9 protein-coding genes, 1 CRISPR repeat array and 2 other annotated features (1 of these 12 only partly in view) are annotated in these 14,786 nt (G+C 32.1%); of the genes, 5 read left to right on the top strand and 4 right to left on the bottom strand.

Annotated elements, in window-relative coordinates; translation table 11 throughout:
• Positions 1–7: 7 nt before the first annotated feature.
• Positions 8–1,672 (bottom strand): putative ABC transporter permease subunit, encoded by a 1,665-nt coding sequence (locus tag WY13_RS14460; protein WP_063556321.1) that lies wholly within the window; start codon positions 1,670–1,672, stop codon positions 8–10.
• Positions 1,665–2,390 carry an ABC transporter ATP-binding protein gene (locus WY13_RS14455; RefSeq protein WP_063556320.1) on the bottom strand — a complete coding sequence of 242 codons (726 nt, stop codon included), beginning with the start codon at positions 2,388–2,390 and terminating at the stop codon, positions 1,665–1,667. The genes WY13_RS14460 and WY13_RS14455 overlap by 8 nt, the downstream gene beginning before the upstream one ends.
• A gap of 353 nt (positions 2,391–2,743) precedes the next feature.
• Here WY13_RS14455 and WY13_RS14450 point away from each other — a divergent pair, with 353 nt between their 5' ends.
• The 4 genes from WY13_RS14450 (at position 2,744) to WY13_RS14435 (ending at position 9,042) form a co-directional block, all read left to right on the top strand.
• Positions 2,744–4,051, top strand: coding sequence for a ClC family H(+)/Cl(-) exchange transporter (locus WY13_RS14450; RefSeq protein WP_242866517.1), 1,308 nt, complete (start codon positions 2,744–2,746; stop codon positions 4,049–4,051).
• 9 nt (positions 4,052–4,060) lie between these two features.
• Positions 4,061–6,001 carry a sigma-54-dependent Fis family transcriptional regulator gene (locus WY13_RS14445; protein WP_063556319.1) on the top strand — a complete coding sequence of 647 codons (1,941 nt, stop codon included), beginning with the start codon at positions 4,061–4,063 and terminating at the stop codon, positions 5,999–6,001.
• Positions 6,002–6,191: 190 nt separating this feature from the next.
• Positions 6,192–7,265, top strand: coding sequence for a 2,3-butanediol dehydrogenase (locus WY13_RS14440; protein ID WP_063556318.1), 1,074 nt, complete (start codon positions 6,192–6,194; stop codon positions 7,263–7,265).
• A gap of 145 nt (positions 7,266–7,410) precedes the next feature.
• Positions 7,411–9,042, top strand: a complete 1,632-nt coding sequence (locus tag WY13_RS14435; protein WP_063556317.1) for a M20/M25/M40 family metallo-hydrolase — start codon at positions 7,411–7,413, stop codon at positions 9,040–9,042.
• Positions 9,043–9,139: 97 nt separating this feature from the next.
• On the opposite strand, the gene WY13_RS14430 is transcribed toward WY13_RS14435, so the two are convergent.
• The gene (locus tag WY13_RS14430) at positions 9,140–10,117 is read right to left on the bottom strand and encodes a 3D domain-containing protein (protein ID WP_063556316.1); all 978 of its coding nucleotides are present in this window, start codon (positions 10,115–10,117) and stop codon (positions 9,140–9,142) included.
• A 217-nt stretch (positions 10,118–10,334) separates the two neighbouring features.
• Positions 10,335–10,536: a binding site (T-box leader), on the top strand.
• Positions 10,537–10,707: 171 nt separating this feature from the next.
• Here WY13_RS14430 and WY13_RS14425 point away from each other — a divergent pair.
• Entirely contained in the window at positions 10,708–12,090 is a 1,383-nt protein-coding gene (locus WY13_RS14425; RefSeq protein ID WP_063556315.1) for an FAD-binding oxidoreductase, read from the top strand.
• A gap of 36 nt (positions 12,091–12,126) precedes the next feature.
• Here the strand turns inward: WY13_RS14425 and WY13_RS14420 are convergent, their stop codons facing one another.
• Positions 12,127–13,548 (bottom strand): sodium:solute symporter family protein, encoded by a 1,422-nt coding sequence (locus WY13_RS14420; protein ID WP_063556314.1) that lies wholly within the window; start codon positions 13,546–13,548, stop codon positions 12,127–12,129.
• Positions 13,549–13,852: 304 nt separating this feature from the next.
• Positions 13,853–14,068, bottom strand: a binding site (T-box leader).
• A gap of 684 nt (positions 14,069–14,752) precedes the next feature.
• Positions 14,753–14,786: direct repeats of the CRISPR family, unit length 30 nt; unit sequence GTTTTTAGAGTACCTATGAGGAATTGAAAC (it continues 3,225 nt past the right edge of the window).

Here is a 14,786-nt window from a genome sequence, read left to right as displayed (position 1 = left end):
CCTTTGATTATATTTCTATATTTTTAAACATAGAGATTCCCTTTGAACATATAGCTTTATATAATATAAAATTTGCTGCCATTATTATGCAAAGTCCCAAGACAGCTACTTCATTTATGTAGCTGTAAAAATTAATCATTGAAAATATTAATATACCTGTGAATATAAAGCTAATTATCGTATTTATAAAAGTATTGAAATTTTGTTTTACAGCTTTTACTTCGTTATCCCAGTGCAGCTTTGGAAACCTCAAATCAATTAAAATTCCAGTCATGGAGGTAAGCAGTATTCCTATAAAACTAACTAAAAGTGAAATAACTGAGAAGTATATAGGCAGTTTTACAAGTAAAGTCAATCCTATTAAGATTAGAAATATGCTTGTAATTCCAACAAGAACACCAGAAATCACTTTTGCCATAATTTGAGTACTGTAGGAAACTGGTAAATATTTTTTTGCAAATATGTTTTCTCCCTCCCTTGATATGGCTGTGGAAGTTATGGAATTGGAAGCTCCTAAAATTAATCCTGCAGCTAAAGATACTACGATACAAATCATTGTAGTAGTTGAGGTTACTTTAATATTCACTAGAACATTTAATTCGTGAAAAGAATCCGGTCGAACTAAAAATGGTATAAAAAGTACAATAGGTATTATGATATTTGCTAAAATGCAATTCATAAAATACACAGGTGTTCTGAAAATAGATTTCATTTCCTGAAGTAGTAGAGCTTTAAATTTAGAATTTGCAGAGGAAGTTTTATTTAATTTTGAATAATCCAGTTCTCTTCTCTTTGCAGAAATTTCACTGCCTCCTTGAGCACCTTTAAAATACAAATATTGACCAAGTACTGAAAATAGTGAAATTACAAGAATATTTAACACTATAAATAAAATTAAGTTTTCAAATCCCCTAAAGCTTGAACTATATACTAGAGAACTTGCAGACAATGTACTTCCAGGAAAGAATCTGTTTGAAAGAGATACTAGAGAATTATTTCCTTCATTTATCATCTTAAATATGTTTTCATAATTTTGGGAGGATACAGTCATTTTTTGAAGTACTACATTTAAACCTATTGCAAATAACATTGCAAAAATTCCACCTAAAATTTTTAAAATATCACGATGCTTACCTATATTTGTAAAACTCATTATTACCATATTTAAAATTGAAGCTGCAGCTATAGGTATAATAGGTACTATTAAAAATAGTACTGCACTGTATATAAAATAAAGCGGATTATAACTTCCTTTATATCCATAGATTAGCAAAATGGGAAGTAGTATAAAAATTTCAGTAAGATATTCATATATGAGTATTACAGTGAATTTGGAAAGTAGAATTTCCCAAGGCTTTAAGGGCAGTGGCAGCAGAAGGTCTATATCTTTTGAAAAATACAGTACATTTATAGAATAAAATATGGCAAAAAAGAATATAAATACACTCGTAAAAGATATACCAAGAGATAGAATTAAGCCTTGCTGACCTATTTTGTAGAGGTAGTCATAAGCTGACGATATAAAAAGAGAAAATAGTTTTATAGTAGGTAAGAGGGCTAGTAAAATAATTATCCAGAGGGCGGCTTTTTTAATATTACTATTTTTTTTCATACTTGTAGAATTACTTCCGTTTTTCAACAATACTTTAGTTAAAACTATATAATTATTCATTGCCAGTCATCTCCAAGAAAATATTTTCTAAGCTTTCATTTTCATTGAACTTATTTTTTAACTCTTGAAAAGTTCCGGAAAATGAGAGAGAGCCTTTATTTATAACTGCAAGTCTATCACATAATTTCTCTGCAACTTCTAAAACATGAGTTGAAAAAAATACGGTGTTTCCTGCACTTGCATGTTCTTTCATCATTTCTTTTAATGTATATGAGGATTTAGGATCAAGTCCTGTCATAGGTTCGTCTAATATCCAAACGCTTGGATTGTGGATTAGAGCACCTACAATTATTATTTTTTGCCTCATGCCGTGGGAATAACTTTGAATCTGGTCTCCTAAAGCATTTGATATTTCAAACCTCTTGGATAAATTTTTAATTTTAGCTGTTCTTTCTTCCGATTTCACTCCATATATATCTGCCATGAAATTTAAGTATTCTATACCTTTAAGTCTTAAAAACATATCTGGGCTATCAGGTACAAAACCAAATTGATATTTGGCTTCTATTGGTTTTTGATTTATATCTATGTTGTTTATTCTTACAGTTCCACTATCTGCTTTTATTATTCCTGTCATCATTTTTATGGTGGTAGTTTTTCCAGCACCATTTGGACCTATAAATCCAAATATTTCTCCATCGGGTATACTTAGATTTAGATTGGCTACTGCTTTTGAAGATGAATTGTAGCTTTTGTTTACCCCTAATAATTCAATCATAATTTCCCTCCAATTATATTTTAAATATAGAGTTTTCAACTGAAATTTAAACTTATACTATATTGTAGAAATATGTTTGCACATAAGCTAACTTTCAAGTTAGAAAACCTGTAGTATAGCGTTATATTAGTATTATATTTAATAATTTACTTAAAAGCAATTGGAGGACAATCTATATTTGTTTGAAATCAAATAATAGCTTGTGATACTTCAATAATTGAAATAAAAATATTATTAGGAAAAACAGAATAAAATATGCTCCATTTTATGATACAATGAACATGAAGTGCAGGAACATGACATTAGTATATATGTACATATTTAGTTAGTTAGAAAGGAAAATGGAAAATTAGATGGAAATAAGTGATAAAAGAAATAAATATGCAGCATTATTTAATGAAAATAGTTTTAAATTGAAAAGGATATTTGAAAGTATTATTGTTGGAATGTTAACAGGTGTTATAATATCTTTTTTGAGATTTTTAGTGGATAAATCAGGATACCTTTTAGCAGATGCTTATAAAATAATTGGTTTTAAGCATTGGTTAATTCCAGTTTGGATTATATTTTTAATTATAATAGGTTATATAATTGGTTTGATTGCAAAAAAGAATGTTGCAATTAGGGGAAGTGGTATTCCACAAGTTGAAGGTGTATTACTTGAAAAACTTGATATGACATGGTGGAAAGTAATATTAGGAAAATTTGTAGGAAGTTTTCTTGCTATTGGGACAGGCCTTTCACTTGGAATAGAAGGACCTTCTGTTCAATTAGGTGCAGCAGTTGGACAGGGCTTTTCAAAAATTTTAAAAAGAATAAAAATAGAAGAAAAATATCTTATTGTAAGTGGTACTAGTGCTGGAATCGCTGCTGCATTCAATGCTCCACTGGCTGGAACGATGTTTGCACTAGAGGAAATTTCAAAAAAACTGTCGCCTACAATTTTGATTTCAGCATTTTCTGCTGCAGTGGCTTCAAATTTTATTTCCTATCAAATTTTTGGCTTTAAGCCTGTTTTTGATTTTAGAAATGTACCCAGGTTGCCATTAAATTGTTATTTATTTATTATTGTACTTGGAATTATTATAGGTGTTTTAGGAGCTGTCTTTAATAAAGCGTTAGTAAAAACACAAAATATATTTTCTATGCAAAAATGGCTTCCTATACAGTTCAGACCAATGTTTTGTTTAGTAATATCCATCTTTATAGGCTTTTCACTGCCTCAGATTTTAGGAGAAGGAAATATGCTTATAATGTCTCTTTCAAAAGGTAATATTGCAATAAAAATGCTTGTGATTTTACTTGTTTGCAAATTTATTTTCTCAATGATATGTTGTGGTTCAGGAACTCCAGGAGGTATATTTCTCCCATTATTTACTGTAGGCGCTTTAATAGGAGCTATATATGGAAGAGCCGCTGCTTACTTATTTCATATTAATAGTTCTTACATTGGAATCTTTATAATTCTTGCTATGGCAGGATATTTTTCTTCAGTTATAAGGGCGCCTATGAGCGGCAGCATACTTGTTATAGAAATGACAGGAGCTTTTAGCAATCTTTTACCTGTTGCTATTATTGCAGTAGTTTCATATTTGACTGCTTATATATTAAAGTCTAAACCAATATATGAAACTTTACTGGAAAAACTTTTAATTAATTAGGTGATGCTTATGGAAAACTATATAAAATTTATAGCTAAGGCCTGGAAAGACTTTATAGAAAAAGGATATTTAAATAGTGCAGTACGGCCTGAAATTGCTGAATCCTGGCAAAGGTGCAAAAATTATGAGGTAGATCCCCTAAATGGTAGAGGAAATAGTATTCTTACAGGCAGCAGTATTACTTATCGACTGGAACAAAATGAAGATCTAATTTCTATTGCAAAACCTGTAGTAAAAAGCCTATATGATATTGTAGCAGGGTCTGGATTTGTAATTATGCTAGTGGATAAAGAAGGATATGTTATAGAAGCATTAGGGGATAGTAAAATACTGAAAAGGGCAGATAAATTGAAATTTGTAGTAGGTTCTCTCTGGACAGAAAGGGAAGTAGGAACTAATGCTATAGGCACTGCATTGTATCTTGATAAACCTATACAAACTATTGGAGCAGAACACTATGGTGTAAAACAGCATTCATGGACATGTTCTGCAGCACCTATTCACAATGAAGATGGGGATGTAGTAGGGTGTATTAATATGTCGGGAAATTATTATGATGCGCATTTGCATACTTTGGGTATTGTTACAGTAGCAGCTCATGCTATAGAAACTCAATTTGACCTTACTATTTCAAATAAACTTATGAATACCACTTTTGACTCAGTAACAGAAGGCATGATTGTACTTGATAACAAATTAAATATAAAGAAGATAAATGATAAGGCATTAAATATTTTAAACCTGAAAAGTGAAAAAGCAATAAAATTAAATATTACGAGTATTATACATAATGTGGATTTTAAAAATATACTAAATGGCAGGGCAGACAATTGTAATGATATAGAATGTGATTTCTATGTGGAAGGTAGTAGAATCAAATGTCTTATAAGTGTATTGGCAATGAAAGTGAAAAATAGAATAATGGGAATAGTTATAACTTTTAGAGAATACAAATATTATCACAAACTTGTTAAAAAAGTTATGGGATATACGGCTTCTTATAATTTCGACAATATAGTTACTGTTAATTCTAAAATGAAAGAAATAATAAAATTTGCTAAAAAAGCAGCAAGAAGTGAATGTAATATTTTAATAGAAGGGGAAAGTGGTACTGGAAAAGAACTTTTAGCTCAATCTATTCACAATTATAGCGAAAGATGTGAAGGCCCTTTTGTAGCTATAAATTGTAGTTCTATACCTAGAGAACTTGTAGAAAGTGAGCTTTTTGGTTATGAAAAAGGAGCTTTTACAGGAGCTTTAAAGCAAGGAAAACCTGGGAAATTTGAATTAGCAGATGGAGGAACTATTTTTTTAGATGAAGTAGGAGAGCTCCCCCTTGATATACAGTCAAAGCTTTTAAGGGTTCTTGACAATAATAAGATTACAAGAGTTGGGGGAACTTATGAAAAACAACTAAATGTAAGGATAATAGGAGCTACAAACAGGGTACTCAAGGATGAAATTAAAAAGAAAAATTTTAGAAGTGACCTTTACTATAGATTGAGTGTGATGAATATAAAAACTGTCCCACTTAGGGAAAGAAAAGAAGATATAGAGCTTTTAATTAAATATTTTATGGAAGAATTGAATTCTAAAAGTTTGTGTAAGAAGAAAGTAGTAGAAAAAGCATATATAGAAAAGATTAAAGCTTATGATTGGCCTGGAAATGTTAGAGAACTTAGGAATGTAATAGAGAGGGATTACTATTTAAGTGAGGATAAGATGGTTCCTTTGGATTATTTAGAAAAAGAAGTTTATGAAAAAAATGCCTCCTCTGATCCAGTAAATATTAGTGTGCTTCCAATGGAGGTTTTAGAAAAAGAGAATATTGAAAATGCACTTGAGAAGTGTAATGGAAATATATTAAGGGCTGCAAAATCTTTAAATATCAGTAGATCTACCATGTATAGAAAAATGAAAAAGTATGGAATAAAAAGTGTGTCAAGATGACCAGAAAAAAGTAAAATTCTCAAAATAGGACACTAAATATGTGTCATGATGACACATGGTGCCTTTAAATGTCTTTTTAATAGGTTTCTTGTTTTTGGTATGGCTTTTGCTTATAAAATATAGTGAATATATTAACAGGTATATGTAAATTTTAATATTGCCATACTATTATAAAAAAGGAGAGATAATTATGAAAGCTGTATTGTGGTATGATAAAAAAGATGTAAGAGTAGAGGAAATTGAGGAACCTAAGGTAAAAGAAAATGCTGTAAAAATTAAAGTGAAATGGTGTGGTATATGTGGTTCTGACTTACATGAGTATTTAGGAGGACCTATATTTATTCCAGTAGGTACGCCGCATCCTTTAAGCAAAAGTACGGCACCAGTAGTTTTAGGACATGAGTTTTCAGGAGAAGTAGTGGAAATAGGAAGTAAGGTTACAAAATTTAAGGCAGGAGATAGAGTTATTGTAGAACCTATAGTTGCCTGTGGAAAGTGTCCTGCTTGTCTTGAAGGAAAATATAATTTATGTGAAGCTTTGGGATTTCATGGACTTTGTGGAAGCGGCGGCGGATTTGCTGAATACACAGTATTTCCTGAAGATTTTGTCCATAAGATACCAGATACTATGGACTATGAGAAGGCTGCACTTGTTGAACCTATGGCAGTTGCCCTTCATTCCCTAAGAGTTGGAAACTTTACTACAGGAAATACTGCTTTGGTTTTAGGTGCAGGACCTATAGGACTTGCAACTATTCAGTGTTTAAGGGCAGCAGGGGCAAGAATTGTAATTGTATTTCAGAGAAAATCTGTAAGACAGGAATATGCTAAGAAATTTGGAGCAGATGTAGTTTTAGATCCAAATGAGGTAGATGTAATTGAAGAAATAAAAAAACTTACAGGCGGCGTAGGTGTAGATACAGCTTTTGAAACAACAGGCGCAAATGTAGGGATTAATACGGCAATTCAAGCTTTAAAATATGAAGGTACTGCGGTAATAACCAGCGTATGGGAAAAAGATGCAGAAATCAATCCAAATGATCTTGTATTTACAGAAAAGAAAATAGTTGGTACTCTTGCCTACAGACATGAATTTCCTTCTACAATAGCACTTATGAATGATGGAAGAATAAAGACAGATGGATATATTACAAAGAGAATAGCACTTGAGGACATTGTAAAGGAAGGATTTGAAACACTTACAGGACCTGAAAAGAAAAAACATGTAAAAATAATTGTAACTCCTGATAAATCATTATTGTAAAAAGTACTTGTAAAATTGATAAAAAAATGAATTCAGCAAATTATGTGGCTGAATTCATTTTTTTGTTGTAAATTAACATTTATATAAAAACAATGGTATACTTAGATGTAATTGAAAATTTTCAGTTATATTAGGGAGGACAAAAATGAGCTTTAAGAAAAATGTATACGATACAATGAGGGAACTAATATCTGTACCAAGCATATCTGGTACAAAAGAAGAGTGCACGGCAGCAGAAAAAATATATGAAAAAATTTTGGAAATACCTTATTTTAAGGACAATCCTGAAAATCTAGGCATAGAGCAAATTGAAGATGATCCTTTAGGGAGAAGCTTTGTATGGGCAGTAGTAAATGGAAAGGAAAATTCACCAAATTCGTTTATACTTTCAGGCCATTTAGATGTAGTTGGAGTAGAAGAATTCGGACATTTAAAATCTATGGCTTTTGATGTAGATGAATGTACTAAAAGAATTTCAGAATTGAATTTAGATGAAGATGCCCTGGAGGATTTTAAATCAGGAGATTGGATATTTGGAAGGGGAACTGCAGACATGAAGTTTGGAGTGGCCCTCAATATGGAACTTTTAAGAGAATTCAGCAAAGAGAGAAACTTTAAGGGAAACTTATTGCTTTTAGTAGTTCCGGGTGAGGAGAGTAACTCCGAAGGAATGATTGCTGCAGCTCCATTTCTTCTTAAATTAAAGGAAGAGAGAAAGTATAATTACTGTGGTATGATAATATCAGAGCCAAGTATACCTGAAAGAGGAGAAAAAGAAAGCAAGAGATTATATATAGGTAGTGTAGGTAAAATTATGCCTTTATTTTTTTGTGTGGGAAAAGAAACTCATGTAGGGGAATCTTTAAGAGGATTGAATCCAAATTTGCTAGTTTCGGAGATAAACAAATTGATGGAATGTAATCCAGATCTCTCAGACAGCATTTATGATACTGTAACTCCGCCGCCTATGTGTTTAAAGCAAATGGATTTAAAGGAGATGTATTCCGTACAGAGCCCATTGTATTCCACAGCATATTATAATATATTGACTCTTCAGGCATCTTATGATGAAATACTATCTAATTTAAAAAAACTGGCTCAGAATGCCTTTGAGAATGTTTTAAAGGATATTTCAAAAAAGAGAGAAAAATTTGCAAAGAAATCTTCACAAAAATTGAAATTTGATAATATAGAAGCTTGTGTTATTACTTATAAAGAGATGTTATATGAAGTTAAAAGCACACATAAGGATTTTGAAAAGTACATAGATGAAAAGGTAAAAGAATGGAAAAATGAGAAATTGGATAACCAAACTATAGCTATAAATATAGTAAAGGCAACTTATGAACTATACGAGAATAAAAGACCTATGATTATAATTTCATTTATTCCTCCTTATTATCCGCATAAACATTTAAAAGCTGAAAATAGTGAGGATGGCAAATTTATAAATGCCGTAGATAGTACAATTAAGTATGCAGGAGAAAAATTTCAGGAAAGCATCATAAAAACTAATTATTTCATGGGTATATCTGATGCGAGTTATACAGGAATTAACCCAGATATACCACTTACTGAATTGATTTCGAATATAGTTGGATATGATATAATATATAAACTTCCAGTAAGAGAACTGTCTAAGTTAAACATTCCTGTAGTGATTTTTGGTGGGCAGGGAAAAGATCTGCACAAATATACTGAAAGATTAAATGTACCTTATTCCTTTGAGGTGATACCTGAACTTTACAGGCACATGATTTACTATGTGCTAAGTTGATTAAAAATATGTATTTCTCGTAAGGTAGGGGAGAGAAAGTCTCCCCAAGTGTTTTACCTTTTTAGGTAAAATAGCAGCACAGTACTATCTGTACATATTAATTAAGTATATATACAGTTACAGATCTTCTGCCCCAGTTTTCTGCATCTGTCTCCGAATTTACAAATAAATCTATTATATTTCCCTTTATAGCTCCACCGATATCACAAGCGACGGCATATCCATATCCTTCTACATAAACTTTTGTTCCCAGTGGAATAACTCTAGGGTCAACAGCTATGGTGCTGTATCCATTTGGATTCCTTACAGTTGCAGAACCTGATGCTGTGACACCATCTCCACAATATGCAGTTGCCTCCATAGTAAGTGCTTGTGAGTATGAAAGTGAACCTGATCCACCACGAGATAAGGTAGGTGAAGAAGTTTTTATTTCAGGTATTTGAGGAGCCTTCTGAGCAGTTTGAAGAGCTATTAACTGCTGTTCCTTTGCGGTAGCCTGACTTAACAGTTCTTTTTGTTGTTGTATGTCAGTATTTAATTTTGACAAAGTAGATTCATTGCTTACTTTTAAAGATTCTAGCTTAGTATTTTCAGCACTTAAAGCTTTTTGCTGATTTTGTATAGCTTGTTCATTTCCTTTTAATTTTGTAATAACTTGATTATCAAATTTCATTACTCTTGAGATTGAGTCAACTCTGGATATAAAATCACTTAAGTTGTTTGAAGATAAAAGCACCTGGAGATAACCGTTTGTACCGGTTGTGTACATAGCTTTTACTCTTTTTTTAAATAAATCATTTTGCGATTTTGAAGCATCTTGTGCTTTTGACAATTTGATCTGTGTATTTTTAATGTTCTTAGCAATAGAATTCATATCTTTTTTATTGCTTTCAATTTTCCCGATTACTCCATCAATCTGCTTATTTAAAGCATCAACTTTTACCTGGAGTTCCTTTTTGTTATTTTGAGTTTGTGTTAATTCTTCAGACGCACTGGCTGAAGAAGCGAAAACATTGCTGAAAGTAGAACCTACTAACGCAAACGTTATAATAACAGATAAGGCTTTTTTATTCAATGTATTTTCCCCCTTAAAACACTATTAAGTTTAAAGAAAACTTACTAATGTTTTTTATTATACCATTAATGTATACAAAAACTCAAGTTTATATGAATTTTGTATGCAAATGGAGGATAGCTAAGAGCACACTATAAGCGAGATTGACTACTATAAAAAAATTTTATTTTTAGGCTATTGACAGTAACCAAAACTTATAGTAAACTCATCCTTAAAGGTAAAAGCTATGATAGGATTAATTAAATGTGTTAGTATTTTTTTACAGAGAGTGGGGTAAGGTGAAAACCCATAAATATGCATATTGAAACTCACCCTGGAGCTGTAGGTTGAATGTTTAGTAGGCCTAATCGGTTGTTTGACCGTTATGTTAATTAAGTAAGAAAAATGGGTGGTACCGCGGCAGACTTTTCGCCCCAGCGAAAAGAGCTGTTTTTTTATACGTTAAAATATATCAGCAAAGATAAGCTGATGTATTTTTTTTACTTATTTTATTCAATTGGGGCGCTGCAAATGTAAAATATTATAAGATTTAATTAATTGAATAAAAGGCTAGATAAAAGAATTTGTTGAATAAAAAGGGGGAAATAACATTGAAAAGTGAAATAATTGAAAGTTTAAAAAGTATTGTAGGAAAAGATTGGATTACAGATGATTTGTCTAAGATGCAGAGATATCTCTACGATGAGACAGAACCTTTGCTTCGTCCGGAAGCATGCAAGGACTGTGTAGTAGTTAAACCTGGTTCTGCAGAAGAGATATCAGAGATATTAAAATATTCAAATAAAACTTTGACACCTGTAGTTGCAAGGGGCGGCGGTACAGGAGTAGTTGGAGGAGTCATTCCTACAGAATCCAGCATAATTTTATCTCTTGAAAGATTGAATAAAATTGTGGAACTTGATGAAAAAAACTTGATGATTACGATTGAAGCAGGAGCTACCCTGGCAGATTTACTGGAAGAACTAAACAAGCAGGACAAGCTATTTTTTCCTATACATCCTGGTGATGAGGGAGCTCAAATTGGTGGTATGGTAGCAACAAATGCTGGTGGAACAAAAGCTGTAAAACACGGAATCATGAGAAACCATGTTAAAGCTTTGGAAGTAGTTTTACCTACAGGTGAAATAGTGAATGTAGGAGGAAAACTTATAAAAAACAATATGGGATATGATCTCTTACATATGGTGATTGGAAGTGAAGGAACTTTAGGTATAATTACAAAAGTAACATTAAAGCTTTATGCACAAAATAAGTATAATGGAACACTTTTGGTTTCATTTAATACGAGGCGTGAAGCCTGTGATGCAGTACCTTCTATACTTCAGGAGGGAATTACGCCGCTTGCTGTGGAGTATATGGATAAAATCATTGCACAAAATGCTGCACAGCAGCTTGGAACTAAATGGCCTGCCAATAAAGGATCTGTAGATTTAATTTTCATGATTGATGAACCTACAGAAGATGGGCTTTATGCCAGCAGTGAAAAAATTGTAGAAATATGTGAAGAACACAATGCAGTGGACAGCATAATAGCGGAGACTACAAAGGAACAGAGAAATATTTTGGCAATAAGGAGCAATGCATATGGACCTTATAAGGACAATATAGCAGATGCACTTGATATAGCAGTTCCACCTTCAACTGTACCGGATTTTTTTGATGACATAACGGCACTTGGAGAGAAATATGGAAATCACATTTTGTCTTTGGGACATATAGCAGATGGAAATATACACAATTTTATTATGGGGGATAACGGTAAACTGCCTTCATATTATGAAGAATTAAAAGAAGAAATGTATAAAACTGCACTAAAATATGGTGGTACAATAACAGCAGAACATGGTACAGGAAAAACAAGAAAGAAACATATGTCGCTGCAGTTTACAAAACGAGAGCTTGAAATTATGAAGGGGATACGAAAAGTATTTGATCCAAATGAGATTTTAAATCCAGGTACTATAATTGATTGAGTGTAAAAAAGTAAGGAGGTTTATCTCCTTACTTTTTTACACCATTTCATTTATTTCATCTATGGTATCTATATTCATAATTGATCTTTTATCAAGTATTGATGTAAGCATAAAGGTTACAAGACATACAAGCCATTCCATGAATATTACATGAGGAAATATTCTAAAGGAAGGTACTAGCTGCCATAAAAATAGGGCTGCTACTCCTGCTAGGGTAGTGAAAAAAGCAGAACTTTTTTTGCAAAGTTTAGGAGCAAACATGGTAAATAAAAATATAAGTGTAAATGCAGTAGAAAGACTTAAGCCCATGGATATAGTTTTTAATATACCTGACATGGAAAGGGCAAGTATAAAAGTAAATATACCTAAAAGAACTACAGAGGATTTAGTCATTATTAAAAGCTTTTTGTCATTTACTTTAGGATTTATATATTTTTTGTATATGTCATTTGTAAATAAGGTAGATGCACCTAAAAGCAAATTGCAGGCTGTAGAAACATCTGCTGCCCAGAGCGCTGCTAAAGTTATTCCTGCTGCTACAGGGTTTAATGACAAAATCATTTTAGGAAGTGCCATAGTAGCACTTACATGAGGAAAAGTAGTTCTTGCAGCCATACCTATAAGGGCACATAAAAAACCTATTGGAATCATAAGAAGACCGCCAATTATAAAGCTCTTTTTTGCAGTCTTTGCATCTTTAGCGGCAAAGGCCAATTGTACAGGTCCCTGCATAGACAAAACCTGGGTAGTCATAACAAGTATCCAACCTAAAATTACCCATGTACCAACTCCTTTAACAGGGCTGAAATAAGGTATGCTTTGAGGAAGATGAAGTTTTATATTCTGAATTCCTCCGCTTTTTGATACAGCTAGTATAGTACATAGTATAATTCCTGTATATTTTAAAGGAACGTTAAATGAATTACATAATCCGGCAGACCACATTCCTCCTATAAAGGTTATACCAACAAATACACAAGCACTTACTATCATACCTGTTTTTATAGTGAATATACCAGGCAAAAGTGAAGATAAAATAGCTCCACCTGCAATGTATTGAAGAGATACAATTACAATGAGAATAATTATTTGGCATGCTACACAGACAGCAACACCTTTTTCATCATAAAATTTTGAAAACAATTCAGGAACAGTAGATACATTGAATTCCCTGTATTTACTTGCAGCTGCAAGTCCCATAACTATAGCTGCGATTCCCCAGGCTGTGCAGTACCAACCTGCTGAAAGTCCTACATCGTAAGCTTGTTCAGCGACCCCTATGGTTGAAGCACCGCCAATAGCAAGGCCTATAAGTGAACAGGTTACAAGTGGAGTTGTAAGCTGCCTGCTGGCTAAAGTATAGCTTTCGCCACCACCTTGAGCTTTCTTTTTAGCAATAAAACTTATTACAAATAACATGGATATATAGCAGATGATGATTATTAAAGATACGTTCATTTTAAAACCCCCTATTTTTTTAATTCACAGTTCACAATTCACATTGAATAATTCACACATTGTATAATTGAAAAGTTTCAGTAGTAAGTTTCAGCTGCAAGTTGCAAGTGATTTCTGTACAGTAACAATGTACAGAATTACAGTGTACACTGTAAAAGTATTTAATACTAAAGTGCTGTGGTAAATATTAATTGAAATTACTTAAAAATTGTACAAAAAAACGCCCCTACACAAGGGACGAAAAAGTCGCGGTACCACCCTACTTGAGCAAAATAAATTTGAAAAATAAAAAAAGCACCTGCGATTAAGGGACGAAATAATCGTGGTACCACCCTATTTGAACAAAGTAAATTTATTGCTCATCTCTTACTCTTAACGAGAGTTACCCGGATCAGCTTACTTTAAAAGATTTCAGCCTACAGTTCAGAAATGTATTTCATAAAGCACGTCAATCAGTTTACACCAACCACTGACTCTCTTTGTAACGTACTTAATTACTTCTTTCCATCATAACTTGTAAGATGTATTATAGATTGAATTTTATGTAAATACAAAATTCAAAATAGCTGTTTTTGGATAAATAGATTAATGTTGCTATTAATATCTAGCTGTAGATATTGATTACGGACTATTTCAAAACAAAAGTCAGTATAGAGTTTCTATACGAAAAATCAATGTATACAAGTCATGTAATGGCAAATTTCACCACCATAAAAACTTTTGACAAGTCTAAAGCTCGGTATTTAGAAAATCTAAGAACCTTAGCTAAACTCGTACCTCAAACATATCTAAGCTCCTAGGATTTTCTAAAATGCCTCGCTAAGACTTATGGAAAAGTTTTTAAAGGTGCTTTCAATTTTGTCATTACATTTTATGCATAAGTTTAAATTTCAATTGGAAACTCTATATATATTTTAAGTGGATGTAAGATATATGAATAATAAAAAAATGATGTTAAATTGAGATAAAAGTTGTTATAATTAATCTAAATATATAAGTTTTGTAGTAAAATTAAAGAAGGTAGCAATTGAGATTTAATTATTGAAACTGATAAAATTTTATGTCGTCGACCCCCAGTAGTGCAAAAAACCCGGGAGGTCGACGCAAATTATTTTTGAGTAAAATCAATGCTTGACAGGAATTGCCCTAATAAGTGGAATATATTGACTTTTTGAAGAATGCAGGTGTATTCTATACTCGATGGGTTTTTAGAGTACCTATGAGGAATTGAAACTATT

The organism is Clostridium ljungdahlii (assembly GCF_001636845.1).
Classification (GTDB): Bacteria; Bacillota; Clostridia; order Clostridiales; family Clostridiaceae; genus Clostridium_B; species Clostridium_B ljungdahlii_A.
The sequence above is the reverse complement of the archived record's forward strand: the minus strand, read 5'-3'. Positions and strand labels throughout refer to the sequence as shown.